Below are 24,727 nucleotides of genomic sequence, written 5' to 3'. Positions count from 1 at the left end.
TGAGTAAGATTTTTGGAACGGTTGCTAAAAAAAGATAACCTCGCAAGGTTGCCCAAGCGAGGCGGGAGAGAAAGTTTATTATTTTAATTATTCTTGTTATTGTCGTGGTTATTTTCTTATTACTAAGCTTACTTATTTATCTTGCTAGCTTATTGTTTTAAAAACTATTTTTACTGCTCATCTACTTATTAATCAGTCGTTTAAACTTTATTCGTTAACAAAAGCCACCTTCGTTAATCCTGCTTGACTGGCTGCCGCCAACACTTGCGCCACGGTATCATACCTACTTTCTTTATCGGCACGCAGCTGGATAGAAGGATCCTTGCCATTCGCCGACTGTTCTTGCAGACGCACTTCTAATGCTTCTATACTGATAGGCTTGTCATCCCAAAACAAACCTGCATCTTTATCGATGCTAATTTGAATCGCCTCGGGCGGTGTTTCATTGACCTCGGCACTGGTTTTCGGTAAATCCAATGGCACCGTTGGATTCAGTACGGTCGCTGTCAATAAAAAGATAATCATCAATACTAGCATGATATCGATAAGCGGAATAAGGTTCATCTCATTCATGCTTTGACTGTCATCGTCACCCAATTGAAATGCCATAATTGTTCTCAATACCGTTAATTGTCGTCTTTGCTGCTCGTGCTTTTTTGGCTTATTATCTCTACTGAACCATCACTACAACTGCGATGGTGCGGATTTATGATAATGCTCAGCTTGTTTATCTGCATTTGAGTGCTTCGTTAACTGCGTTACTTGATTAGTAGTATCACGTTGGACTGCTGGCTTTTGAATTGGCGCTTGTTGCACTGCAGCAAGCTCGCTAGATTGTGCCAATAAATCATGCGCTCTATCATTGGCGTGATACATGACGCGGCGATTGATACGTATCGCAAGGTTATAAAACACCACCGCCGGAATCGCAACAGCAATCCCTAAACCGGTCATAATAAGGGCCTCACCGACAGGTCCTGCGACTTGTCCTAATCCTGCTTGACCACTGACACCGATATTATGCAGCGCATGGAAAATACCCCACACCGTGCCAAACAGACCGATAAACGGCGCGATTGCTGCTGTCGTACCAAGTATCGGCAAACCGCGCTCACTGGCAAAACGATAGCGACCGATATGCTTGAGTAACGTCTGCTCAATCACCAAACGCCGAGACGCGGCATCGCTTTCAACCAAACTGACCTGCTTACTATGAATCTGCGCACTCAAATCATCGGCGACGCTAGCTGCCAGTTTGCGACTTTGCAATATGCGAATGATACCCGTCACCCAAGAGGCAATAGATAAAATAAGAAGCAAAAAGAATAAGGTTCTGGTCACCATATCGCTATATTGCCAGTAGGTTGTAAAGTCCATATCAGACTCCTTAATGTGGGATGTCGTTACTTGTCATTTTATGATTGTTAGCAGTACGAGTTTTGATAACTATTTTCGTACATCGTTGCTATATTTCGCTGTGTTTCACTATATTTTGTATGTGTCGGTTGTTTTATATCTGCTTGTATAAATGCGCTTTTCTACACCCAGTCTTTTATATTTAAGGAACCGCATAGGCAATTGGCAGGGTGACATTGCCGACCACTGGCGCGCCGTTTTTGGTAAAGGGTTTGAATTTACCTGAACGCACTTGGCGCTGTGCTTCTTTATCTAACAGCGGATTTCCTGACGATTGGGCCACACGTATGCTATCGATACCGCCTTGTTTATTGACTCTTAATACCAACACCACGTTGAGCGTATCTCCCGAACGGGCGCGGCGAGCGGCGCGGTCAGGAAAGCTAAAGTTTGGCGCCGATGCCCAGTTCGCAGCACTGGCGGTAAAATTGACAGGCTCATTACTTGCCGCAGCCTCTGCTTTTGCTCGAGCAGCGGCTTCCGCTTCTCTTTCAGCCTTTGCCTGCGCTGCTTTTTGCGCCGCCTCTTTAGCGGCATTGGCGTCTGCCTGCGCTTGAGCGTCACGAGCCGCTTGCGCCTGCGCTTCTTGCAGCGCTTTTGCTTGCGCTTGTCTTTCCGCTTGTTGCGCTGCCTTTTCTGCCTGCGCAGCTATTATACGGCGCTGTTCGTCAGCGACTGACTTATCAATAACTGGTGGCTTGTCTTCTATTTTTTTCTTTACAGGTGGTTCTTTTATAGGCGGCGTCTGTACAGGTTTTTCTTTCTGAACGATTGGTTCTTCTTCTCTTACCACTGGATCTACTGGCGTAACCGCTTTCATTTTTTGTTGCGTTTTTGGTTCAGGCTTGGGTTCGGGTTTAGACGTTGGTATAGATTCAGCTTTACTTTGCGGCACTTCCTCTACCTCGGTAACCACGTTTTCGATGGGTTGAGTAGGTAATGTGACCATTTGGATTTCAAGCGGCGGCGTCTCTTTAATGGGCTCATCTTTAAGCATAGGCGCTTTGATGATCACCAAAGCGATTGCGGTAAGCAGGTGTAGCCCGACCACTAAAATAATAGCGATAAGTATCAATCTAAGTGGTGGCGCCTCTAAATCCGTTGAACTCATAACACCCTAACATTTAACCGTTATAGAATAGCGTAGATAATAATGCAAACGATAACTATTATCAATAGTAAATTTTTAATCTCTCCATTTTTTTACTGCCTATCTTAAGCAAAGTTCTTGAGCAAAGTTGTTTAAAACTAAAAATTTAATGAATGAAAAGTCAGTTAATAAAAACCATTATCGTTAATATTGATAATAAGTCTCAATTACTTTATCATGGCAATTGTTTTTATAGTGAAAATAGCAAATGATCGTAAAACTTTAATTATAAAGCCGCTATTTTTTATCATTATTCTGCTGTTTTTTTAGCATTCTTATAACAATACCAACCAAACCTTTGATATACCGAGTTATTTATGACTACTACTTTATGTTCTAATCGTACCGCAAGCCTCCTTGTTAAACGTCCATTATTGACCGCCATGATGACCGCGTTCATTGCTAGTGTTGGCTTAGCAGGTTGTAGTTCGCCTGATTCAAGTGATAATGAGATAACAGAAACCAAAGCTGAAAACCAAACGGCTGATGCGGCCTCGAATGTAGCTGAAAATGACAACGTTTCTGTTGCGACCATCGCAGTTGATACGGTAAAAGGTAAAGTCGATTTGGCCATGAATCCATCACCATTGGTCGTTTATGATATGACCTTGATGCAAGATTTGGCGGCACTTGACGTAGCGGTTGACGGTATGCCAAGTGGGCTATATTTAGATAACTTACAGTCAAAAGTACATCCTGATCCTAAAGAAGTCGGCACGGTATTTGAGCCTGATCTTGAAGCGTTGAACGCCATGCAGCCGCAAGCAATTTTGATCGGCTCGCGTATGGCAGAAAAATACAATGAGCTATCGAGTATCGCAACCACGCTGGATATGAGCATCGATACGGCAAATATTTATGAGTCAAGCAAGCAGCGCTTACACGATTTGGGTGCGTTATTTGGCAAAAGCGATCAAGCAGTGAAATTGCAAGGCAATATTGACACGCTGATTGACGAGACCAAAGCTTTAACCAAAGAAAATAAAGGCAAAGGCTTGGTGGTCATGGTCAATGGCAATAAGCTGTCAGCCTATGGTGATAAGTCGCGTTATGGTTTTATTCACAGCGTATTAGATATTCCAATGGCAGATGATAAAATCACTGATGCGCGTCACGGTCAGCCTATCTCATTTGAATACATACAAAAGACCAATCCAGATTGGTTGTTCGTCGTCGATCGTAGCGCTGCAATCGGTGAAGATGGTGCGGGTGCCAAAGCCGTATTGGACAACCCACTGGTGGCGCAAACCACTGCGTGGGATAAAGCCCAGGTAGTGTATCTAAGCCCAGACTCTTACTTAGCCTTTGGTGGTTATTATCAGTGGCTACAGGATTTAACGACGATTAAAAACGCCTTTACTAAGGCAAAATAAATTTTGACGCTATACAAGATACAAGTAGCAGCTGTTGCTTATGACAGTTGCTATCCATAAAAATTTTCAAACCCTATTCGTAAGCCAGTAGCCGTTATGCCATTATTTTCACCTCGTGCTCAAGCCAGCGTTAAAACCAGCTCTACTCTGCCAGCTGCGCCATCAAGCTGGCAGCCGAGTGCAAGTAGTGGCAGCCGCTACGCCCGCGATAAACAGCGCCGCGCTGCGATACCGCCGTGGTTAATAAACACAGCCAGCCTCATTATTATGGGGCTTTTGGTGTTATTAAGCTTATCCATTGGGGTGGCAGATTTTTCGTGGTCAGGTATTTTGCAAAGCCTTATCAGTCAAAGCGCCAACTCTGATAGCTCATTAATGTTGGTGAGCCGTATTCCGCGCACCGTTGCCATTATTTTGACGGGTATCGCGATGGCGGTGGCTGGGATGATTATTCAAGTGGTGCTTAAAAACCGCTTCGTGGAACCCTCGATGGTTGGGGCAACCCAAAGCGCCGCATTGGGATTACTGGTAGTCAGTTTATTGTTCCCAGCCAGCGCGCTACTGGTCAAAATGGGTGTCGCAACCATTGCGGCAGTCGCGGGCATGATGCTCTTTATGCTGCTGATACATCGCGTTCCGCCGACGGATTTTTTGATGATTCCACTGATTGGTATTGTCTTTGGTGGCATTATCGAGGCGATAACCACTTTTATCGCCTACCAAACTGAATCATTACAGATGCTTAGCGTTTGGCAATTTGGCGACTTCTCTTCGGTATTAGCTGGACGTTACGAATTGCTTTGGTTGACGGGCGCACTATGCGTGCTGGCTTATATTATCGCCGATAAACTGACCATCGTCGGTTTAGGCGATAATATCGCGCTAAACTTGGGGATTAGTAAACGACAAGTGACGTGGCTTGGTGTTGGCATGGTGGCGATGATGAGCGCTGTCGTCGTCGTAACCGTTGGTATGATTCCCTTTATCGGTTTGGTCGTACCCAATATCGTTAGCCGCATTATGGGCGATAAAATACGTCGCAGCTTGCCCGCAGTCGCGCTCTTAGGCGCATCAGCCGTGCTACTTTGTGATATTATCGGGCGCTCCATTCGTTATCCTTTTGAAGTGCCTGTGGCGACAGTTTTTGGTGTGGTCGGCACGGTGATATTTTTATGGTTGTTATTACGTGCGCCTGCTGAGCAATAAGCCCTAGCGCAATCTTGTCGCTGCCTGATTGTTAACACTTTTCTTAATTTATTCGTCCTGTTGTCTGATTAGATAAGCTTGGCGTTGTTACTATTGAAGGTAGCATAGTAGGATTTATTCATGTTCTCATCGTCTAAGCATAACTTTATAAATGACAATTCTACCAAGACTGGCTCGGCAAAAAAGAGCGCTCTAGCAAATGCTACTTTAGACAATGACAGCCTTGAAGATACCTCTACTCAAAACCCTTTAGCAAAACTTTGGACCTTTATCGCCAGTCATCCAAAATCCATTGCCGCGATTATCTTACTTATCTCAATGACACTGTTTTTGACACTTAACGTCAATGGCTATTGGGACTTTGCCCTGCCATTACGCGGTAAAAAATTACTGGCGCTAATGGTCGTCGGTTATGCCATCGGCGTATCGACCCTGCTCTTTCAAACCTTAACCCACAATCCTATTTTGACACCCTCCTTATTGGGCTTTGACTCACTGTATGTGTTATTACAAAGCTTATTGGTGTTCTTTTTAGGCGCAATTAGTTTTACCAGCATCAACCCCATTACCAAATTTACCCTTGAAATCGTCCTCATGTTTGGCGCGTCGTTATTGTTGTTTCGACTGTTGTTTTCAAAAAGCAGTCAGGATTTAACGCGGCTGATACTGGTAGGCGTTATCTTTGGCGTGTTGTTTCGCAGCTTATCAGCGCTGGTTGCACGGCTCATTAACCCCGATGACTTCGTGGTAGTCCAATCGGCCAGTTACGCGCAGTTTAATACGGTCAATCCGCAGCTTTTGGGCATTAGCTTTGTTATTTGCGTCATCAGTGCGCTATTTATCTGGCGCTGGCGCTATCAATGCGATGTCTTGATGTTGGGCAAACCACAAGCAATTAACCTTGGTATCAACTATCAACGCCTCGCCTTTGGGCTATTAACGGTCATTGCGGTATTAGTCGCTACGGCAACCGCCTTGGTCGGTCCGGTAACTTTTTTTGGCTTACTGGTCTGCGCCTTGACCAATCGTATCGCGCGCCATATGTATCACAGTGAGCGTCTGATATTGGTCAGCTTGGTGGCGATGATTTGCTTGGTCCTCGGTCAAACCATATTTGAGCAAGTACTCGGCATGGCGGGTGTATTGTCAGTAGTGATTGAATTGGCAGGCGGCTTGGTATTTTTATTACTCATATTTATGACCTATCGCCGCTAATGATGACTTTTTAAAACGCAACGGTTAAATTTTTCTAAAAACAAGAACTGCTATGATTAAAATAAATAATGTTTCCCACCATATTGGCAAACAGCAAATCCTGCATGACATCAGCCTGTCTTTACCGCCCTCGCAAGTGATTGCCTTAATAGGACCAAATGGTGCGGGTAAATCGACGCTGTTTTCGGTGATGGCGCGCTTGCAACCGCTACAATCAGGGCAGGTCAGTTTCGTTATAGGGAATGAGGAGCATGACATTGTCAGCTGTCATGCACGAACGCTGTCTAAGACCGTAGCCATGCTTGGGCAAGACAACCAAGTACAAGGTCGGTTGCGTGTGCATGAGCTGCTGATGTTTGGGCGCTATCCTTATCATCAAGGACAACCAACGGCTGATGATCAGCAAAAAGTGCAGGAAATTATCGAACGCTTTGAGCTTGAGCCGTTAGCCGAGCGCTTTTTATCGACGCTCTCTGGCGGTCAGCGTCAACGCGTGCTGATTGCGATGATTGTCTGCCAAGATACACCGTACCTACTCCTTGATGAACCGCTCAACAATCTAGATATGTATCATGCTGGCCGTCTGATGCGTGAGCTGCGCGAATTGAGCCATACTGAGCAAAAAACCGTGGTGATTGTCTTGCACGATATCAATCAAGCTGCGCAATTTGCCGATACGGTAGTGACGATGAAAGAGGGTCGCGTACTGGCAACCGGCACGCCTGTTGATGTTCTTACGCATGAAACCATGAAAGAGCTGTACAAAGTCGATGTGACTGTCCTTAACCATCAAGGCCGACCCGTGATTGTCGATACGGTCTAAGTACGAGGTGTTTTATAGCTGTTTTTTAATAGCTGGTTTTCCGTAATGGTTTGAAAATTTATTTTTAATGGTCAATTTTTGCTTTAATCGGCTTTGACTACCTTTGACCCATAAATACACACCGGTAGCGGACAAGACTGCCACGGCCAACCCTATCATTGCTAAAAATATTTGATACAGTAAATGAGCGTTACCCTGTCCAATATGTCCCATATGTAAGGTTGAGCACCATTGGTCGATTTTATTACCAAATGCGCTTTGATAACCGAAATTAACCTTTTCAACTTTGCCAGTCGCCGCAGACACTGTGATAGACGAGGCACCACCGTGAGTGCCGACATCTTTGTCGGTTTTAAAACGCATTTGCCATTGCCCCTCCTCCGCAAGCCAGCGGATACCCAATTTCTGCTGTACGGTTACGCCATTTTTTTGCGCAGCAATATGCGCTTGCTCAGTTAAATACGCAATACTATTGGCTTTATTGATCTTGGATTTATTAGCAAAAGTTTCACTACCCGTTTCAGTGCTCATTGGTGCAACGGCTGACATAGCCTGCTCGCTCGATTTATCTGTTGTCTTTGACTTGCCTTTTTCTTCTCTTTTACCCTCTCTACCTTCAAACCCAACCACTGCTTGCATCACGGGTTGATAGACCGATTTTAAATTAAAACCGACACTCGACCACGCAATGACAAATAGCATCAGCCACAACCATAAACCAAAAGCGTGATGCAAATCATAATTGAGCTTAAAGGTATTGGTTTTGCGGCGGATTTTCCACGCCGGTAGCCAGCGCTTAATAAAAGACGCACGTTTTTTAGGCGTAGTTTTAGGTACAGTTTTCTGCAATGCTTTTTTACCGTTAATAGCTCTAGGAAAGGTCAAGTAAAAGCCAATAAAGCAGTTAATCGTCCAAATAAGGGCAATCAAACCTAGCAGCAGCTTACCAATATCGCCGAGCAATAAATCACGGTGCAACCAAAATACTTTCCACATGGTATTACGCCACGCCCACGCGTCTTTATCACGCGTTCCTACGATATCGCCGTTATAAGGGTTTACATAAACCTCTTGAAACGGGGCTTTAGGTTGATTTTTAGCGCTTTGACCTCTGGCTCTATCGACCGAGAATACCGCAGATTTATCCGCTTCTAATGATGTTGGCATACTAGAAAAATTGTACTCTGGATAGGCGGCGATCACCTTGTCGTGCAGGGTTGCAATAGGAAGCTGTGGCCCATCTTGCCGCTCAATTTGAGCCAATTTATAATTAAACACATCATCCAACTCGGCATGGAAAGCCAATAACGAGCCAGTAATGCCAGCCATGATTAAAAAGCCTGCCATCACAAGCCCAGTATAACGATGAATCCATAGACAAATACGGCGTATATTCGATGCAAAAGAAGATAATGAAAGTGAAGTCATGAGTGCTGATTCTTTATGAATATATAGGATTAATGGGGCTACAGCCGAAGCGTAATGTTTAAAAAGAAAGTTTGAGTGCCAAAAAATAGCGATAAAAAAGCCAGCTCTTTTTTATAAAAAGCTGGCTCTATTGCGACTAGAAAATAAATACAGGGTTAAAACTGATAGGTTAAAGAAGCTTTGATATTACGACCTGGCTCGAAGTCAGTAGCAACATCATCAATCGGGTTTAGGCGAGATGAGTGGCTAGCATAAGCTTCATCGAAAAGATTGTAAACGCCAACCGTGGCTTTTAGTCCTTCAATTTGTTTTGGCGAATAGTTCATAAATATATCATGAACGTCATAGCTTGGTTTTTCAATATCATTCGCGCTAGTATTTGGCATTACTGAAGCGACATAGGTACTGCGCCAGCCAATATCTGTGGTCTCCGTTGGACTATAAGCCAAATTGACCATATATTTATCACCCGACTCTGAGCTGCTTCCGGTCACTGATGGAATACTATAGCCTGTTTTGTCGCCTTTACTGCGCGCTCGCGAATAGCTCAAACCCATACTAAAGTTATTCATTTTATAATCAGCGGCGAGCTCAACGCCTTTAATTTTAAAATCTTCATCTTTATTGATGACACCTTGGCAATCGCCACCTGGTTGTCCATTTGCACAGTTCAAGCCCGGTCTTGTCCCACCTGATCTCACAAACTCAATATAGTTTTCGATATCGGTTTCAAAATATTTACCGCTTAGTTGCAGGGCATCACCGGCGACCGTTAGGTCACGTAAGGTTGTAACGATTCCCACTTCAGCGTTAGACCCTTCTTCTGCTTTTAAGTCATTATTAACATACGTTTTATCACCGTCCGAATTAAAGATGGTTTGGCTTAAATCAGGACCATTAAATAACTGTGTGTAGCTAGCGAATACTTGCGTTAGTGGTGCAATCTCATAGCTTGCAGCAAGTGCACCGACGACATTGTCATAGGTTTTGCCCCCAGCGATAAACTCAGGAGATTTATAACGGTCATAACGCACACCGGGTGTTAAAGTGAGCTTACCGTTTCTCCATTGGTCTTCTAGATAAACAGAGGTGTTTGTTGCCTCGTCTGACCCTGTTTTAACGAAGTCGCGCTCCATCTCCGATTCTTTTTTGTAGTGCTCAATCCCAGAGATGAGCTTGTGCGTGCCAACATTGGTAGCAATGTCACTGGTGTTTTGGATTTTTGCGCCTGTGGTTTGGACTTGCGCGTTAAAATCAAAACCTGGATCATTGATATAATCAGAATCGCGCAAAATACGGGTTTTAGTCTGATACACATTGGTATCTATATCAATCAGCGGATTGCTAGGATTAAACTTATAATCAATACCATAAGTATCGCGCTTCACCTGTTGCGGAATTGGTGGCTCAGAGCGACTCGGAAAATCTGGACGGAATGGGAAAATCCCTTCTTTCTCAGTACGGCTAAAGCTTGCACCTACATGATGGTCATTACCAACATAAGCACCGGCTTTTAATAAGAAGCTCTCGCTCTCACTGTCTTCAAACAACTCACGGCCTTCACCGTCTTCACCCGAGCTGGTATCACGCTTGCCATAATAAGCCAATAAATCGACATTATCAGATGGTGCGCCAAAAACCGTGGCTGACGTCAGTAGCTCATCATTATTACTGGCATAACCTGCTTTTAGCTTGGCACCAATCTTTTGACCAGGTTTAAGTAAGTCAGCGGCATCGACCGTTTTAAAAGCAACCGCGCCGCCAAGTGCATCATTACCGAGCGTGACAGAATTGTTACCCACTGCCACATCCGCTTGTTTGAGCAAATCAGGATCAATGGTGATATCGCCCATATGATAGAACAGCTTGCCTTCTTGGCGCGCGCCATCAATGGTGACTTTTAGGTTGCTATCTTCAAGACCGCGAATACGAATGCGCTGGTTGACCGCTGACGTACCACCTATGGTCACGCCTGGCACCACATTTAAAAAATCGCTTAAATGGCTTGCTTGCTGTGCAGGCGTATAGTCTTCGACATCGACGCCATCCTCTTGCACCTTTTCACGTACCGAGCTGTTGGCAGTTACGGTGATGGTTTGTAAGGTCGTACTAGGCACATCCGTTGCCGCAACCGCCAGCTGTGAACACAGAATTGCTGAAACAGCGACCGATAACACCGTTAATTGATTAGAAAATGTTGCTGACTTAACTTCACGCATAACACACTCACTTTACTTACTATTAGGATTGAAGGATTTAAGTGCCACTTTAGAAAGACAGTTTGAAAAAGATGGTCCGAAAAAAACAATTTGGGATTTTGCTTTTTATTTTCTATTAAAATTTTTGTGTTTTATTGATTGACCACGCCTACTCAATCAACAAATACATATAGAAATAACATGATTAACACTAATGATAATGATAAGCATTTGAAATATGACAGGCATAATAACGAAGTATTAACAATTTGGCAATAAATAAAGTGAGGAATTTAATTCAATAAGATAGATGACATTGTGAAAGTTAAGCAGCACCTAACATCGACTGCTATTAAGTACTTAATAGCAGTCGTAATTTTATTTGTCATAAGCGCATTAAGGTTTTGTTAAATCGCCGAGATGAAACAAATTAATATTTTAATCGCAAAAAAAACATTGCAATAAGCAAGGCTTTCGCTATACCCTTAGATAACTGACTAATTAGTCAGGTTTTCATCACCATATCTGGCAATATTGATAAATAATGGTGAGCTGCTTTTATTTATTAGCACACGGAAAAGTGCGACTCTCTGTTGGAAAATTAGTAAATGCTTAGATAGCTAGAGAAACAAGATGAAGATCTAGAGTTTACTGAAAGGCTTTTTTAAGTCACGGACTCAACTCTCAAATCATCAGTTTTCCTACGCTGTTTAGGTCTACCTTCAGAGATTGGACTAAAAGTCACTTTAGGAGAAAGCCAAAATGAGTGAAGTTACTCAAGGAAACCCTGATTTATTATATGGACTGCATGACCGCCCTGCTCCTGCAAAAGCTTTCTTAGGGGCGGTACAGCACGTACTTGCCGCTTTCGTTGGTATTATCACGCCCTCTTTAATCATTGGTGGCGCTTTGGGATTGGGAGAGCACATCCCCTATCTGATTAGCATGTCACTGATGGTATCAGGGGTCGCCACCTTTATTCAGACCCGTAAAGTAGGGCCCGTCGGCTCGGGGCTGATGGCATTACAGGGCACCAGTTTTGGCTTTTTGGCTGCCGTCCTTGCCGCAGGTTTTGTGGTAAAAAATAAAGGTGGTGGCCCAGAGGAGATTCTTTCTGTCATCTTTGGCGTGTCATTCTTCGGCGCATTTGTCGAAATATTTTTAAGCCAGTTCATCACCAAACTTAAATCTTTGATGAGCCCTATCGTTACTGGCTGCGTCATTGTCACCATTGGTTTGTCTTTAACCAAAACAGGTCTGACTGATTTGGCGGGCGGGGTTGGTGCCGAAAACTTTGGTAGTATGGAAAATTTACTACTGGGCGGCGGGGTGCTGATCAGTGTGGTACTGATTAGTATCGTCAATAATAAAGTGATTCGCTCAAGCGCTATTTTTATCGGTTTGATGCTTGGCTTATTTGCGGCGATGTTGATGGGGCGTATTGACTTCTCTTTAGTCTCTGAAGCGCCGTTACTTACCGTCCCTATTCCTTTTAAATACGGTTTGAGCTTTGATTGGCAAGCGTTTATTCCGATTGCCTTTATGTACATCATTACCAGTATCGAAACCTCAGGCGATTTGACCGCAACTTCAATGATTTCAGGCGAACCTATTCAAGGTCCTGTCTACGAAAAGCGTATCAAAGGCGGCGTGCTAGGTGATGGGGTCAATTCGTGGATTGCCGCGGTATTTAATACCTTTCCCGTCACTACCTTTAGCCAAAATAACGGCGTCATTCAAATGACTGGTATCGCCAGCCGCTATGTGGGTTTTTATGTGGCGGCGATTTTATTTACCATGGGGCTATTCCCTATCCTTGGCGCTATCTTTACGCAGCTGCCAAAGCCTGTGGTTGGCGGCGTGACGCTATTGATGTTCGCAACCGTTGCTACTGCGGGTATCCGCATCCTATCCACAGTGAATTTTACCCACCGTAATATCTTAATTATTGCGACTTCGCTTGGTTTATCGATGGGTATCGCGTTTGTTCCTGATGTCTTTGCGCAAACGCCGCAGCTGTTCCGCAATATCTTTGGCTCGGCAGTGACCATGTCAGGTATCGTCGCTATCACGTTGGATATGATTTTGCCAAAGAACTATGGCGTCGAGTTTGATACGTCTGATCAACATATAGAAGATGGTCTAAAACCTGTGCGCGTGTTGCCGAAAAGTGAGGTTGAAGGTCAGCCGTTATAACGGCAGCGGGCTTGGTTGAATAAATGGCGCGCTATGTAAAATCCGCTATTCAAGCCCGCAACCGCGCAGAATAAAGGGTATTAAGAAGTCAGCCGCGCGCGCTTCATCTTGCTTATCATAAGCGTCTTTTTGTAGCAGACCGACGATTTCTGTTTCAAATTCTGCATAACGCTGCGTCGTTGCCCAAATCAAAATCAACAGCTGCAATGGGTCAGCGATGCCAATTCTGCCTTGCTCATGCCAAGTTTTCATCACTTGTGATTTATCAAGCGCCCACTCTTTCATGGTTGTCGACATAAAGTCATGTAAATATGGGGCGCCGCCGATGACCTCTAACGCAAACAATTTATGACGGTTTGGATGCACAAACGCTTGGTGTAATTTGGTGCGTACAAACTTCTCTATCACGGCTTTTGGGTCGCTATCGACGGTCATTGTCACCAAACCATCGTTCCATTCTTCAATAATAGAGCGCAAAACCATTTTGTAGAGGTTTTTTTTATTTTTAAAGTAGTAATGGACATTGGCTTTTGGTAGTCCTGCCCGATCAGCAATGCCCTGCATCGTAGCGCCGCGATAGCTTTGTAATACAAACTCTTCTTCTGCAGCTGCCAAAATTACTGCTTGATTTTGGGCGCGGATATCTTGCTGATTACGATGAATAGGCGCCTCAGAATCGGACGCTTGAGATGTTTGATTAGGTTGGGTCATAAGATAAACCATTGGATAGGAGGATAAATAAGTAGCCATATTGCAACATATAACAGCACTGATAAGCCAATTTTATTTTTTATTTAGCGAAAATATAGCAGGGTTTTCGCCAGCGTATAAAAATAATTTGCATAAAACAGTTGACCAAATGGTCAGGTTTAAGCAGAATGGATGTTATTAAACCACTTATCACTCAATTAAATATAAGAACAAAAAGCTTTAAATTTAAATGAAAAGGATGTCACTGTGAGCTTATCACTAGCGCAATTTAATGCCCTCTCGCCAGCCGAAGCACTCTCAAAACTATTGACCTGCTGCACCAGTAGCAAATGGGCGCATGACGTAGCAGGTTCTCGCCCTTTTGCAGATATAAACGACCTACTTGCCAGTAGCGACAAAGCTTGGCAGCAAGCGCAAACCCAAGAAGCCAATTTGCTTGAGGCCTTTGATGGTCATCCACAAATCGGCAACGTTGACTCATTAAAAGAAAAATACCGCAATACGCAAGACAGCGCGGCGCATGAGCAATCTGGTGCCAATAATGCTGACATGGATGTTATTGAAGCATTGGCAAAAGGCAATCAAGAGTATCTCGCTAAATTTGGCTTTATCTTTATCGTCTTTGCGACCGGCAAAAGCGCGCAAGAAATGCTGGGTTTGTTACTCGCACGCCTGCCAAATGACCGCGCCACTGAGCTACTCAATGCGGCTACTGAGCAAAATAAAATCACCCGTTTACGCTTACAAAAACTACTCGGCACTGCTTAAGATAAATGTGCTTATTTTTACTATATAAAAGGAATGATCATGTCAGGCACTCTCTCTTCCCACATTTTAGATACCCATCTTGGCAAACCTGCCGCTGATATCGCAGTCACCCTCCACCGCGTGCCTGCAAACGGTGAGACCTATCTATTGGCAACAGGTGTCACCAACGCCGATGGTCGAGTTGCCGCTGACAGCTGGAAATTTGATACTAGTATCGATATCGCTAAATATCATTTAGATGTTGGCCGTTATACCTTGACGTTTGCGACCCAAGCCTATTTTGACGCGCAAAATCTCACGGCATTTTACCCGCAAGTAGTCATCGATTTTATGATCAGTGATGGCGGTCATTACCATGTACCGCTACTGCTCAGCGCACACGGCTATAGTACCTATCGCGGTTCATAAATGAATGGCTTAATGGATTTATAGCTGTCTGTTTTACCGTTTTCAATTAACGACAGAACGCTGAACCAAACATTGAATAAAAAAGTATTGCAAAGAAAAGGACAATTCGCGCATGGGTGCATATCTTCTCGACTGGGTCGCTTTATTTTTCCGCTGGTTTCACGTCATCGCTGGCGTGGCGTGGATTGGCGCCTCCTTTTACTTTGTTTGGCTAGACATGAGTTTACGTAAGCCGCCACAGTGGAAGGCGGACAAGGGTATATCCGGTGACTTATGGGCGGTACATGGCGGCGGCTTTTATGAAATAGCCAAATATAAGCTTGAACCAGAAGAGATGCCAAAAACCCTGCATTGGTTTAAATGGGAAGCTTATACCACTTGGCTTACTGGCATGGCGATGCTGGCTATCGTTTATTATTTCAATGCGACTGCCTATCTGATTGATCCCAGTAAAGTCGCTTTTGGCAGCAGTATCGGCGCGATTTCGACCAGCTTATTGTTTTTATTTGGTAGCTACTTTCTGTATGAAGTGATTGTTCGTAGCCGTCTTGGTAAAAACTCGCTGATTTTTAGCAGTATTATCTTTATATTACTAGTGATCGCTTGCTGGGGTTCTTATCAGCTATTTAGTGACCGTGCTTCGTTTATCCATATCGGTGCCATTTTAGGGACGGTAATGGCGGGGAACGTTTTCTTTGGTATTATGCCTGCTCAGCGTGCGCTGGTAGATTGTGTGCGCCGCGGCGTCAAACCGGGCAAAGAAGTGGCCGATTTGGCGCTACAAGCAAAAAACCGCTCGCTGATGAATAACTACTTCACCTTGCCGCTTATCTTTACCATGATTAGCAACCACTATCCGATGATGTATTCACATGCGCACGGTTGGTTGGTGTTGGTATTTGTCGGTATCATCACAGCAACGGTACGTCATTATTTTAATCAAAAACACTTGGGGCATCACAAGCCAAAATTCCTCTGGATTCCGGCATTAGCAACAGTATTATTGATTATTTGGATGCGTCCTGCCCCTGTTGAGCCATTACCCGCTGCTAGTGCCTCTGTTTCTACAGCAAACGCTACACCAGACACTACATCGGACACTACGCCACCAGTTACTGCTGGTTCAGCCGATAACTCGGAAATGAGTGCTGCTACCGAAACTGGCGCTGCCAATGAAGCGGCTACCGAAGTCGTACCTGTGAGTGCCTCAGCAGATGATGCCATTATGGATATCGTCCACACCCGTTGTACCACTTGCCACGCGGCGCAGCCAACCCAGCAAGGATTTGCCGCACCGCCAGCGGGCATCATTTTGCAGACGCCAGCAGATATGAAAATCCATCAAGACAAAATTGTCACAGCGGTACAAACTGGCTATATGCCACTGGGCAATCTCACTCAATTGACCGATGCAGAACGCCAACAACTCGTCGCTTACGCTTCAGGGCTATAGTTATTTAATGAGACAGTTATTTAGTCAGATAATTAGTTAATGAGCCGACAGTAGAAATACTCACCTTTAATTTACTTTATTGTATTTAGGATAGTTTAAAAATGAGTCAAAAAATAACCAGTGATTTTAATCACGGCACCTACCCGCGTGATTTAAAAGGCTATGCAGGCAATCCGCCAAAGGCCAACTGGCCGGGCGGCGCGAAAATTGCCGTGCAGTTTGTATTAAACATTGAAGAAGGCGCGGAAAATAGCGTCATTCATGGCGATGGCCAATCAGAGCGCTTTTTATCGGATGTACTAGGTACGCCAGAATTTAACAACCGCCACCAATCTATCGAATCCGCCTTTGAGTATGGTAGCCGCGTGGGCGTTTGGCGCGTGTTAGATACCTTTAAAGAGTATGGCCTGCCCATCACTACCTTTACCTGCGCCGCCGCTGCTGAAAAAACGCCGCATATTATCGAGCGCGTGCTAGAAGATGGTCACGAAATCGCCAGTCACGGGCTACGCTGGATTACTTATCAATATATGTATCGCGAAACGGAACGCGAACACGTGCGCCGCGCTACCGAAATCTTCGAGCGTATGCTTGGTCGTCAGCCGCTTGGTTGGTATACCGGCCGCGATAGTCCCAACACGCGTGAGCTGGTTGCCGAACAAGGCGGTTATATCTATGATTCAGACTCTTATGCCGACGAGCTGCCCTACTGGCTCAATGTCAAAGTAGAAGATGGGCAAAAAATCGCCCGCAAGCCGCATTTGGTCATTCCTTATAGTTTAGAGACCAATGATATGCGCTTTGCTTCAAGCCCTGGTTTTACCAATGCTGAGCCTTTTTATCAATACTTAAAGGACAGCTTTGATACCTTGTATGAAGAAGGGGATAAAAATGGTAAAAACGAACCCAAAATGCTGACCATCGGTTTGCACTGCCGCATCATTGGCCGTGCGGGCCGTATCACTGCTCTCAAAAAATTCTTGCAATACATTACTAGCAAACCCGATGTCTGGATATGCCGCCGCGATGACATTGCCAAACACTGGTATGAAAACCATCCAGCTACTGACGATAACATCGCCAACTGGATGTAATCATCTGGCGCTAGCTAAACTAAATACATAAAACTGCTCATTAAACAAAAGGTGACATCATGACTACCACAATCATCGCAAGACCTTTAACCAAGGCCGAATTTGCACCTTATGGTACGGTGATTGAACCCTATGACAAAGAAGAGCAAACCTCTGAAAACTGCTTCTTTATTAATAAAGGCTATGCGTGTCGACATCATGCGATTACGCAGGCTACGCTTGACGGCGGCGATGTTGGCTTCAGTATCTTTCGTGCCAAAAAGCGCGAACTGCCTATCGCCTTATCGGTGATGGAGTATCATCCCTTTGGGTCGCAAGCGTTCTTTTCGATGAATGGTCAAGATTATATTGTCGTCGTCGCACCAGCTGGTGAACCACCACGTTCGGCCGCTGATTTATCAGTGTTTTATGCCAAATCGCATCAAGGCGTGCAATACGATGCCAATGTCTGGCACCATCCACTGTTGGCACTTGGTCAAGATTCTGATTTTTTGGTCATTGACCGTATCAATGGTGAGGGTAATAACTGCTACGAACTGGCGATTGATGATTGGCAAGTGAGTATTGAAGTAGAAAATGGGCAAGCCGATCCAAATACACAAAGCTTAAAGTCAATTTAATCTTTTAAGCCATTTATAAAGAGAAATTTCTAGCTAATAAAACATACTCACTCTTTGCTCTTTAAAGACAGACACCAATTTTCATGGCAAAAACCCCTAAGGATTATTAACAATGCCAATTAAAAGTACCTATTACGCCCCAACTGGCGGCTTGCCGCCGCAAACGCAACTGTTATCTGACCGCGCTATTTTTACCGAAGCGTATGCGATTATCCCCAAACGGGTGCTCACCGATATTGTGATTAGCTACCTGCCGTTTTGGGAAGGTATGCGCATGTGGGTGATTGCGCGTCCTTTAAGCGGTTTTGCAGAAACTTTTTCACAGTACATCGTTGAAGTCGCCCCAAACGGCGGCTCCGACAAGCCTGAGCTCGACACTAATGCCGAAGCCGTGCTGTTTGTCGTTGAAGGTGAGATGGATATTACTATCGAAGGCGTAGCCCATCATCTTGAAGCCGGTGGTTATGCTTTCTTACCACCTGCCTGTCAATGGACGCTAAAAAATAATAGTAATGAGCCTGTTAAATTTCACTGGATTCGCAAAGCCTATCAGTTTGTAGAAGGACTTGATGCGCCAGAAGCCTTTGTCACCAGCGATCATGATGTTGAAGCAATTGAGATGCCAGAAACCAATGGTGTTTGGAAAACCACGAGATTTACCGAACAGTCTGATATGCGTCACGATATGCACGTCAATATCGTTACTTTTCAACCAGGCGGCGTGATTCCGTTTGATGAAACCCATGTCATGGAACATGGTTTATATGTGCTAGAAGGTAAAGCCGTCTATCACTTAAACGGTGAATGGGTCGAAGTTGAAGCAGGTGATTTTATGTGGCTACGCGCATTTTGCCCGCAATCTTGTTACGCCGGGGGCCCTGGTCCATTTAGGTATTTACTCTATAAAGACGTAAATAGACACATGCCGTTTATACGTCCACAGCGTTAATTTATCTAAAATTATAAATGACCTAAAAGCCAGCATATCACCATGCGCTGGCTATTATTTTTATTTTCAATTTAACCTTCAACATCAAGCGTTAAACAAATAACGCTAAACGTCCAAACACGTTACTTGTTTTTCTTGTACTACTGTACTAGAATACTGAAACGAAACAATATTTTGCTTATTATCCTTTCTCTTACTAAGATTATATATTATGAGCGCCAATCCTTATCACAGTCTATTAACTCATTTGGCCAGCTGTCACGATAGTAGCGCTATCGACGAGCTATTTACTGCGCTATTGACCGATAAAGAACAACAAGAAATCGCCAATCGCATCCGTATTTTTGATTTGTTAGAGCGCGGTATTACCCAGCGTGAGATATCTGAGCAGCTCGGCGTCGGTATCGCCACTGTCTCACGCGGTGCGAAAGCCATGCAAAGTCACGATGTGAGCGCCCTACTTAAAACTCATAGAGAAAATACGCATAAAAAAGACGCTTAATTGGGCAAAAACATAATTTCATTCTGCCTTATTTTTTTGATAAATCATTGAACTATTTTGGACATCGTTATGACCGCTTCTACTTCCAAGCCTGACCAACCTGCTGCTATCGATATTCCTAGCAAACCGCAGCGTATCAAACTCACGCAGGATATAGATTTTTTTGCGCTATTTAAGCGTATTGAGCACGCTTTTGAAACTTGTTATTTGCTTGAATCATTGGGCGAGGATGGACATATGGCGCGCCACCATGCCATTGGTTTTGACCCAGTGATGACTATTGCCGCTATCGACCGTACCACCTTAGCAATTACTGATAATAAAACCGCCGAAACCACACATTATCAAACTGACAATCCTTATCAGCTATTACACAGCATCACCCCGCAGCACGTTATTGCGCGCGACCAAAGCGGCGGACTGGTTGGCTACTTGGGTTATGACAGTGTCAATTTTTTTGAGCCTAGTCTCAACGCCAAAGCCAGTGATGATTTCGAACCCTTCAAATTTGGGGTGTATTTAGATGGCTTAACGCTTGATAAGATGACCGGTGAGATTTTCTATTTCTACTATCCAACCGCGCAGCAAGAAAATCGCATCGAGCAAATCAAAGCCTTACTTGAAGCCCCCATCCCTAATTATGAACCACCCTCAGTAGAGTTTTTGGGGGATGGCATGAGTCAAGAGGAGCATGCCAAAGCGGTGCTGCAAGTCAAAGAAGACATCATCTCTGGGCGCATCTTTCAGTGCGAAGTTGGCTTTAAATCCAAATATCGCATTGTCGGCGACAAGATGCCAATTTACGAAAAGCTACGCGCGGTTAATCCGTCACCGCATATGTATTTTATGAAATTTGCTCAGCAATGCATTATTGGTGCCTCGCCTGAGCTACTGTTTCGCCTGCGCCAAGGTGAGATGGAAACCTACCCATTAGCAGGCACTGCTAAGCGCGGCGTCGATATCGCAGAAGACCGTAAGCTTGCCCGCGCGCTACTGAATGATGCCAAAGAGATTGCCGAGCACAATATGCTGGTCGATTTGCATCGCAACGATATCGGCCGTGTGGCACAATTTGGTACGGTAAAGGTGCGTAGCCTCATGGATATCAAACGCTTCTCACACGTGCAGCACATTTCTTCTGAAATCGTCGGAATTTTGCATCCCGATGAAGACATGTTTAGCGCCCTTGCCAGCAACTTCCCCGCCGGTACTTTATCAGGGGCGCCAAAAGTGGAAGCCATTAAAGTGATTAATGAGCTTGAGCCTGATGGCCGCGGTGCTTATGGCGGCGCGCTAGGCTCCTTTAATTTTAATGGTGATTGTATTTTTGCCATTCCTATTCGCAGTCTATTTATCAATGGTGAGTCGGCTTATGCGCAAACTTGCGGCGGCAATGTTTACGACTCCAATCCTGCTGATGAATACTTAGAAATCCAGCGTAAGCTGTCAGCGATGAAAGTGGTGTTAGACAGCTTTATGACAGCGTGAATCCATTGTACTTTTGCTAAAGAGCTTATGCCTTATGAATGTTTTAATTATCGACAACTACGACTCTTTTACCTTTAACCTTTATCAATATATTGGCGAGATTTTACAAACCATGGATGGTGATAAAGACGGCGCTAAACAAGCGGCAAATGTCATCGTCAAACGTAATAACGAAATTACCTTGGCTGATGTGCAGGCGATGAATCTTGACCGCATTATCATCTCACCCGGCCCTGGTGCGCCTGACGACTCGGCCTATTTTGGTATTTGCGCCGAAGTGATTGAGGTTATGGGCAAGACGACGCCGCTATTGGGCGTTTGCTTGGGCATGCAGGGCATTGCGCATGTCTTTGGCGGCGAAGTGGTACGAGCCAGCGTACCAATGCATGGCAAAGTCTCAGCCATTCGCCATGATAATGCAGGTGTCTATCAAGGCTTGCCACAAGAGATAGAAATCATGCGCTATCATTCCTTGATGGTAAAGGCAGATACGTTACCAGATTGCTTAACTGTTACCGCCGTCGTGAGTAATGACGCCCATCATGACTTAAGACTGACAGATGCAGCGGTCGCAGGTGATGAGATTATGGGACTTGCGCACACTGACTACCCGATACAAGGTGTGCAATTTCACCCAGAGTCGTTTGCGACTGAGGGGGCGAAGCGTTTATTAACGAATTTTTTATTGCAGGTGTAATGCAGGGTTTTAAAAGGCTAATGTTAAAAAGCATAAAGGTGTAGTCAAAATGTCCTAAAAACGCTACGGTATTGCTTTTCACTTACTATACAATAAAAAAGACTGGCTATTTAGAAGCCAGTCTTTTTTTAAAATGAACTACTGCTCGATACGCTGCAAAAACGCTTGCGTGCGTGGATGCGTTGAATCTTCAAATAGCTGCTTGGCGCTGCCCTCTTCGACTATGTGACCATCTTCAATCAAGACCACATGGTCAGCAACATCACGCGCAAAGTTAATCTCATGGGTCACCACCACCATCGTCCGGCCTTCAGAAGCCAACTGCTTCATCGTTCCAAGCACATCTTGTACCAACTCTGGGTCAAGCGCCGAAGTTGGCTCATCAAATAGCAACAATGACGGCTCAATCGCCAGCGCACGAGCAATACCAATACGCTGCTGCTGACCACCAGACAACTGAAACGGATACAAATCTGCTTTATCCGATAAGCCGACTTTATCGAGTAGTGCCAACGCTTGCTCGCGCGCTTGCGCTTTACTTTGTCCTTGTACCACCGTCGGCCCAAGCATCAAATTCTCAATGGCTGACTTATGCGGAAATAAATTATAAGACTGAAATACCATGCCTGACTTGCGTTGCAAAGCGAGTAAGGTTTTCTTTTTTGGCTTGGTGGCAAAGTCGACGGTCAAGCTGCCATCATCAAATGCAATTACCCCTTGATCAGGAATCTCTAACGCATTCAGACAGCGCAAAAACGTGGTTTTACCCGACCCTGATGGACCCAAGATGACCACTACCTTGCCTTTTTCAATGGACAAGTCGATGCCTTTGAGCACTTGATTGCTACCAAAGGCTTTGTGGATATTAGTGACTTGAATCATAGAGGTTTCCGCTTACAAATGAAAAAACGCTGATGGTAAAAAACGACAAGATGGCTATATTTTTTAGCAAAAATTATTTCGCCACATAACGATCAAGCCTGGTTTCAAGTTTGCCCTGAATAAAGGTTAAAAACAGACAAATTGCCCAATAAATAAACGCCGCTTCAGTATAAACCAGCATAAACTCATAATTACGGGCGGTAATGATTTGCGCCTGTTTAAACAGCTCCGTGACCAGCACCAATGACGCCAAAGACGTGTCTTTTACCAAACTGATAAAGGTATTGGACAATGGCGGTACCGACACCCGCAGCGCTTGCGGCAAAATCACATGGCGAAAGGTTTGTAGATAGGTTAAACCAACTGTGGAGCCCGCTTCCCATTGACCTTTTGGAATAGACAGAATCGACGCACGCACCGTTTCCGACGCATAAGCGCCAATGTTCAACGAAAAGGCGATAATCGCTGACGGAAACGGGTCGAGCTTCACGCCAACACTTGGCAAGCCATAAAAGATAATAAATAGCTGCACCAACATCGGCGTACCGCGAATGGCAGACACATAGATACGAGCAAGCCGATAAAGTATCTCATGGAACCATCCTGCACGCGGCACGATGCGAATCAAAGCTACCGTCAGCGCAATCACCATTCCAATCGCAAATGATATCAATGCCAGCGGTATCGAATAATAAATACCGCCTTTGAGCATCGGCCAAAATGAGTTGATGACGATTTGGGCGCGCGCCGCATCCATAAAGGGCAATAGTGCCAATAAATCGCTTAATACTGAGGTTATAGACGCTAGCATTATTTCTGTTGACTTATATCAGCACCAAAGAATTCTTCGCTAAGTTTGGTTAGCGTGCCGTCAGCTTTTAGCTCAGCCATGGCGCCATTGAGTTTTTCAACAACCGCGTCATCTCCTTTGAGCAACACCAAGCCCGAACCCGTCTGTTCACTGGCAGGCGCAACCAATTTAATCTCCAGATTGGCGTCTGGGAATTTTTTTAGATAGTCCAATACGGCAAGGTTGTCATTCATCGTAAAGTCAGCGCGGCCTTGTTTGACCAACTGAATCGCTTGCGCCATACCATCGACGGGAACGATTTCGGCTTCATAACGCTCTGCCAGCTCACCATAATTACTGCTAAGCGATTGCGCTGAACGCAGTCCTTTTAGCGCTTCCCACGAGCTATAACGATTGTCATCAGTCGGTGCCAACACTACAGCGCCTGACCAGCTATATTCAGTCGCTTTATCATATTTCGCTAAGCGCTCAGGCGTGGTCAAACCTACCTGATTGGCAACCATGTCAAAACGTTTTGAATCCAAACCTGCTAGCATGGCATCCCACTGGGTTTCTTTAAATTCAACATCCACCCCTAGTTTATCAGCAACCGCCCGCGTTACTTCGACATCATAACCGGTCAGCTTACCGCTCTCATCATGATAGGTGAACGGCGGATACGTACCTTCAGTACCGACATTAATAGTGCCGCCATTATTGATACGTTGGAGCAAATCAGAACCACCAGTCGCCGCACTATCGGCTGCATTGGTATCAGCATCAGTAGTAGGCGACTGATTACAAGCGGCAAGTAATACCGTACTGGCGGCAAAGGCTAAAAGCGTACGACGTTTCATAAGACGTCCTTATAAAGTAGGTGAATAAGGCAAAAAGTAGCAAACCAATAAATAGGGTGAAAGCATTACAAGCAGTCTTGACTAAAAATTGTGCCTATTGGCTGTCATGCTTGGCTTTGGCTTCCCGATTTGAGGATACTGCGGCTATTTTTCAATACTATTTTTCTATTATGTTGCATCAAATAGGCTAAGTGACGGTTAATATTCATAATATTTTTAACGGCAATCCTACTTATGCAACCATGACTTGCTCATATACTAGCGCAGTTGGGTAAGAATAAACGTACAAAAACAGTGAGTATGCGTAAGCTTGTTAAGCTTTACTCATTTATAAGGCTTTATATAGCGGCTTTTTAGATGAAACTCCTTCATGAAGCTACTTATTCATAATAAGGGTAAGACGAGCTTACTTTGGTTATACTTATATTGGGCGTTTATTATATTAAGTGCTCGCGTAGTAAATAAGCCGTTTTCAATAAAAAAGACATCAACCCTATGACTGA

23 protein-coding genes are annotated in these 24,727 nt (G+C 44.6%); 14 read left to right on the top strand and 9 right to left on the bottom strand.

Going from position 1 to position 24,727, the window contains the following annotated elements; translation table 11 throughout:
* Positions 1 to 207: 207 nt before the first annotated feature.
* From B3R91_RS00555 to B3R91_RS00545, 3 genes are all read right to left on the bottom strand, one after another.
* Positions 208 to 609: an ExbD/TolR family protein gene (locus tag B3R91_RS00555; RefSeq protein WP_068407187.1), complete on the bottom strand. Its 402-nt coding sequence runs from the start codon at positions 607 to 609 to the stop codon at positions 208 to 210.
* A 75-nt stretch (positions 610 to 684) separates the two neighbouring features.
* On the bottom strand, positions 685 to 1,377 hold the full coding sequence (locus tag B3R91_RS00550; RefSeq protein WP_286795799.1) for a MotA/TolQ/ExbB proton channel family protein: 693 nt from the start codon (positions 1,375 to 1,377) through the stop codon (positions 685 to 687).
* 181 nt (positions 1,378 to 1,558) lie between these two features.
* Positions 1,559 to 2,527 (bottom strand): energy transducer TonB, encoded by a 969-nt coding sequence (locus B3R91_RS00545; RefSeq protein ID WP_286795797.1) that lies wholly within the window; start codon positions 2,525 to 2,527, stop codon positions 1,559 to 1,561.
* Between the two features lie 356 nt (positions 2,528 to 2,883).
* Here B3R91_RS00545 and B3R91_RS00540 point away from each other — a divergent pair, with 356 nt between their 5' ends.
* From B3R91_RS00540 to B3R91_RS00525, 4 genes are all read left to right on the top strand, one after another.
* Positions 2,884 to 3,939 carry a siderophore ABC transporter substrate-binding protein gene (locus tag B3R91_RS00540; RefSeq protein WP_286795795.1) on the top strand — a complete coding sequence of 352 codons (1,056 nt, stop codon included), beginning with the start codon at positions 2,884 to 2,886 and terminating at the stop codon, positions 3,937 to 3,939.
* A gap of 96 nt (positions 3,940 to 4,035) precedes the next feature.
* A complete protein-coding gene (locus tag B3R91_RS00535; RefSeq protein WP_286795794.1) occupies positions 4,036 to 5,145 on the top strand; it encodes an ABC transporter permease in 1,110 nt (369 codons plus the stop codon).
* Positions 5,146 to 5,265: 120 nt separating this feature from the next.
* Positions 5,266 to 6,360, top strand: a complete 1,095-nt coding sequence (locus B3R91_RS00530) for an iron chelate uptake ABC transporter family permease subunit (RefSeq protein WP_286795792.1) — start codon at positions 5,266 to 5,268, stop codon at positions 6,358 to 6,360.
* Positions 6,361 to 6,412: 52 nt separating this feature from the next.
* Complete coding sequence (locus B3R91_RS00525; protein ID WP_286795790.1) at positions 6,413 to 7,183, top strand: ABC transporter ATP-binding protein; 771 nt, start codon at positions 6,413 to 6,415, stop codon at positions 7,181 to 7,183.
* A 12-nt stretch (positions 7,184 to 7,195) separates the two neighbouring features.
* Here B3R91_RS00525 and B3R91_RS00520 read toward each other — a convergent pair whose 3' ends face one another.
* Both B3R91_RS00520 and B3R91_RS00515 read right to left on the bottom strand, forming a co-directional pair.
* Entirely contained in the window at positions 7,196 to 8,611 is a 1,416-nt protein-coding gene (locus B3R91_RS00520; protein ID WP_286795788.1) for a PepSY-associated TM helix domain-containing protein, read from the bottom strand.
* Positions 8,612 to 8,766: 155 nt separating this feature from the next.
* Positions 8,767 to 10,830 carry a TonB-dependent receptor domain-containing protein gene (locus tag B3R91_RS00515; protein WP_068407205.1) on the bottom strand — a complete coding sequence of 688 codons (2,064 nt, stop codon included), beginning with the start codon at positions 10,828 to 10,830 and terminating at the stop codon, positions 8,767 to 8,769.
* 741 nt (positions 10,831 to 11,571) lie between these two features.
* On the opposite strand from B3R91_RS00515, the gene B3R91_RS00510 reads away from it, so the two are divergent.
* A complete protein-coding gene (locus B3R91_RS00510) occupies positions 11,572 to 13,005 on the top strand; it encodes a uracil-xanthine permease family protein (RefSeq protein ID WP_286795785.1) in 1,434 nt (477 codons plus the stop codon).
* 45 nt (positions 13,006 to 13,050) lie between these two features.
* Here the strand turns inward: B3R91_RS00510 and B3R91_RS00505 are convergent, their stop codons facing one another.
* Positions 13,051 to 13,716, bottom strand: coding sequence for a TetR/AcrR family transcriptional regulator (locus B3R91_RS00505; RefSeq protein WP_068407211.1), 666 nt, complete (start codon positions 13,714 to 13,716; stop codon positions 13,051 to 13,053).
* 246 nt (positions 13,717 to 13,962) lie between these two features.
* On the opposite strand from B3R91_RS00505, the gene uraD reads away from it, so the two are divergent.
* From uraD to B3R91_RS00460, 9 genes are all read left to right on the top strand, one after another.
* Complete coding sequence (uraD, locus tag B3R91_RS00500) at positions 13,963 to 14,484, top strand: 2-oxo-4-hydroxy-4-carboxy-5-ureidoimidazoline decarboxylase (RefSeq protein ID WP_286795783.1); 522 nt, start codon at positions 13,963 to 13,965, stop codon at positions 14,482 to 14,484.
* Between the two features lie 39 nt (positions 14,485 to 14,523).
* On the top strand, positions 14,524 to 14,892 hold the full coding sequence (gene uraH / locus B3R91_RS00495; RefSeq protein WP_068407216.1) for a hydroxyisourate hydrolase: 369 nt from the start codon (positions 14,524 to 14,526) through the stop codon (positions 14,890 to 14,892).
* Between the two features lie 112 nt (positions 14,893 to 15,004).
* Positions 15,005 to 16,345 (top strand): urate hydroxylase PuuD, encoded by a 1,341-nt coding sequence (locus B3R91_RS00490; protein ID WP_286795781.1) that lies wholly within the window; start codon positions 15,005 to 15,007, stop codon positions 16,343 to 16,345.
* 101 nt (positions 16,346 to 16,446) lie between these two features.
* The gene (puuE, locus tag B3R91_RS00485) at positions 16,447 to 17,439 is read left to right on the top strand and encodes an allantoinase PuuE (protein ID WP_201589242.1); all 993 of its coding nucleotides are present in this window, start codon (positions 16,447 to 16,449) and stop codon (positions 17,437 to 17,439) included.
* 59 nt (positions 17,440 to 17,498) lie between these two features.
* Positions 17,499 to 18,059 (top strand): ureidoglycolate lyase, encoded by a 561-nt coding sequence (locus B3R91_RS00480; protein ID WP_286795779.1) that lies wholly within the window; start codon positions 17,499 to 17,501, stop codon positions 18,057 to 18,059.
* A gap of 112 nt (positions 18,060 to 18,171) precedes the next feature.
* Positions 18,172 to 19,008 carry a bifunctional allantoicase/(S)-ureidoglycine aminohydrolase gene (locus B3R91_RS00475; protein ID WP_068407228.1) on the top strand — a complete coding sequence of 279 codons (837 nt, stop codon included), beginning with the start codon at positions 18,172 to 18,174 and terminating at the stop codon, positions 19,006 to 19,008.
* A gap of 211 nt (positions 19,009 to 19,219) precedes the next feature.
* On the top strand, positions 19,220 to 19,510 hold the full coding sequence (locus B3R91_RS00470) for a Trp family transcriptional regulator (RefSeq protein ID WP_068407232.1): 291 nt from the start codon (positions 19,220 to 19,222) through the stop codon (positions 19,508 to 19,510).
* A 69-nt stretch (positions 19,511 to 19,579) separates the two neighbouring features.
* The gene (locus B3R91_RS00465; RefSeq protein ID WP_286795776.1) at positions 19,580 to 20,998 is read left to right on the top strand and encodes an anthranilate synthase component I family protein; all 1,419 of its coding nucleotides are present in this window, start codon (positions 19,580 to 19,582) and stop codon (positions 20,996 to 20,998) included.
* Between the two features lie 34 nt (positions 20,999 to 21,032).
* A complete protein-coding gene (locus B3R91_RS00460) occupies positions 21,033 to 21,695 on the top strand; it encodes an anthranilate synthase component II (protein WP_144296992.1) in 663 nt (220 codons plus the stop codon).
* Positions 21,696 to 21,833: 138 nt separating this feature from the next.
* On the opposite strand, the gene B3R91_RS00455 is transcribed toward B3R91_RS00460, so the two are convergent.
* From B3R91_RS00455 to B3R91_RS00445, 3 genes are all read right to left on the bottom strand, one after another.
* Positions 21,834 to 22,577 carry an amino acid ABC transporter ATP-binding protein gene (locus B3R91_RS00455; RefSeq protein WP_286795774.1) on the bottom strand — a complete coding sequence of 248 codons (744 nt, stop codon included), beginning with the start codon at positions 22,575 to 22,577 and terminating at the stop codon, positions 21,834 to 21,836.
* Between the two features lie 73 nt (positions 22,578 to 22,650).
* Positions 22,651 to 23,334, bottom strand: a complete 684-nt coding sequence (locus B3R91_RS00450) for an amino acid ABC transporter permease (RefSeq protein ID WP_180952590.1) — start codon at positions 23,332 to 23,334, stop codon at positions 22,651 to 22,653.
* A 53-nt stretch (positions 23,335 to 23,387) separates the two neighbouring features.
* Complete coding sequence (locus B3R91_RS00445; protein WP_201589249.1) at positions 23,388 to 24,224, bottom strand: amino acid ABC transporter substrate-binding protein; 837 nt, start codon at positions 24,222 to 24,224, stop codon at positions 23,388 to 23,390.
* Between the last annotated feature and the right edge of the window lie 503 nt (positions 24,225 to 24,727).

Origin of the sequence: Psychrobacter sp. UBA6291 (genome assembly GCF_002439405.1) — a bacterium.
GTDB classification, from domain to species: domain Bacteria; phylum Pseudomonadota; class Gammaproteobacteria; order Pseudomonadales; family Moraxellaceae; genus Psychrobacter; species Psychrobacter faecalis.
The sequence above is the reverse complement of the archived record's forward strand: the minus strand, read 5'-3'. Positions and strand labels throughout refer to the sequence as shown.

Bases quoted from the DNA above. Each gene is read 5' to 3' on its own strand.
- B3R91_RS00555 (WP_068407187.1), bottom strand. From the start codon at position 609: ATGGCATTTCAATTGGGTGACGATGACAGTCAAAGCATGAATGAGATG.
- B3R91_RS00550 (WP_286795799.1), bottom strand. From the start codon at position 1,377: ATGGACTTTACAACCTACTGGCAATATAGCGATATGGTGACCAGAACC.
- B3R91_RS00545 (WP_286795797.1), bottom strand. From the start codon at position 2,527: ATGAGTTCAACGGATTTAGAGGCGCCACCACTTAGATTGATACTTATC.
- B3R91_RS00540 (WP_286795795.1), top strand. From the start codon at position 2,884: ATGACTACTACTTTATGTTCTAATCGTACCGCAAGCCTCCTTGTTAAA.
- B3R91_RS00535 (WP_286795794.1), top strand. From the start codon at position 4,036: ATGCCATTATTTTCACCTCGTGCTCAAGCCAGCGTTAAAACCAGCTCT.
- B3R91_RS00530 (WP_286795792.1), top strand. From the start codon at position 5,266: ATGTTCTCATCGTCTAAGCATAACTTTATAAATGACAATTCTACCAAG.
- B3R91_RS00525 (WP_286795790.1), top strand. From the start codon at position 6,413: ATGATTAAAATAAATAATGTTTCCCACCATATTGGCAAACAGCAAATC.
- B3R91_RS00520 (WP_286795788.1), bottom strand. From the start codon at position 8,611: ATGACTTCACTTTCATTATCTTCTTTTGCATCGAATATACGCCGTATT.
- B3R91_RS00515 (WP_068407205.1), bottom strand. From the start codon at position 10,830: ATGCGTGAAGTTAAGTCAGCAACATTTTCTAATCAATTAACGGTGTTA.
- B3R91_RS00510 (WP_286795785.1), top strand. From the start codon at position 11,572: ATGAGTGAAGTTACTCAAGGAAACCCTGATTTATTATATGGACTGCAT.
- B3R91_RS00505 (WP_068407211.1), bottom strand. From the start codon at position 13,716: ATGACCCAACCTAATCAAACATCTCAAGCGTCCGATTCTGAGGCGCCT.
- uraH (WP_068407216.1), top strand. From the start codon at position 14,524: ATGTCAGGCACTCTCTCTTCCCACATTTTAGATACCCATCTTGGCAAA.
- B3R91_RS00490 (WP_286795781.1), top strand. From the start codon at position 15,005: ATGGGTGCATATCTTCTCGACTGGGTCGCTTTATTTTTCCGCTGGTTT.
- puuE (WP_201589242.1), top strand. From the start codon at position 16,447: ATGAGTCAAAAAATAACCAGTGATTTTAATCACGGCACCTACCCGCGT.
- B3R91_RS00480 (WP_286795779.1), top strand. From the start codon at position 17,499: ATGACTACCACAATCATCGCAAGACCTTTAACCAAGGCCGAATTTGCA.
- B3R91_RS00475 (WP_068407228.1), top strand. From the start codon at position 18,172: ATGCCAATTAAAAGTACCTATTACGCCCCAACTGGCGGCTTGCCGCCG.
- B3R91_RS00470 (WP_068407232.1), top strand. From the start codon at position 19,220: ATGAGCGCCAATCCTTATCACAGTCTATTAACTCATTTGGCCAGCTGT.
- B3R91_RS00465 (WP_286795776.1), top strand. From the start codon at position 19,580: ATGACCGCTTCTACTTCCAAGCCTGACCAACCTGCTGCTATCGATATT.
- B3R91_RS00460 (WP_144296992.1), top strand. From the start codon at position 21,033: ATGAATGTTTTAATTATCGACAACTACGACTCTTTTACCTTTAACCTT.
- B3R91_RS00455 (WP_286795774.1), bottom strand. From the start codon at position 22,577: ATGATTCAAGTCACTAATATCCACAAAGCCTTTGGTAGCAATCAAGTG.
- B3R91_RS00450 (WP_180952590.1), bottom strand. From the start codon at position 23,334: ATGGATGCGGCGCGCGCCCAAATCGTCATCAACTCATTTTGGCCGATG.
- B3R91_RS00445 (WP_201589249.1), bottom strand. From the start codon at position 24,224: ATGAAACGTCGTACGCTTTTAGCCTTTGCCGCCAGTACGGTATTACTT.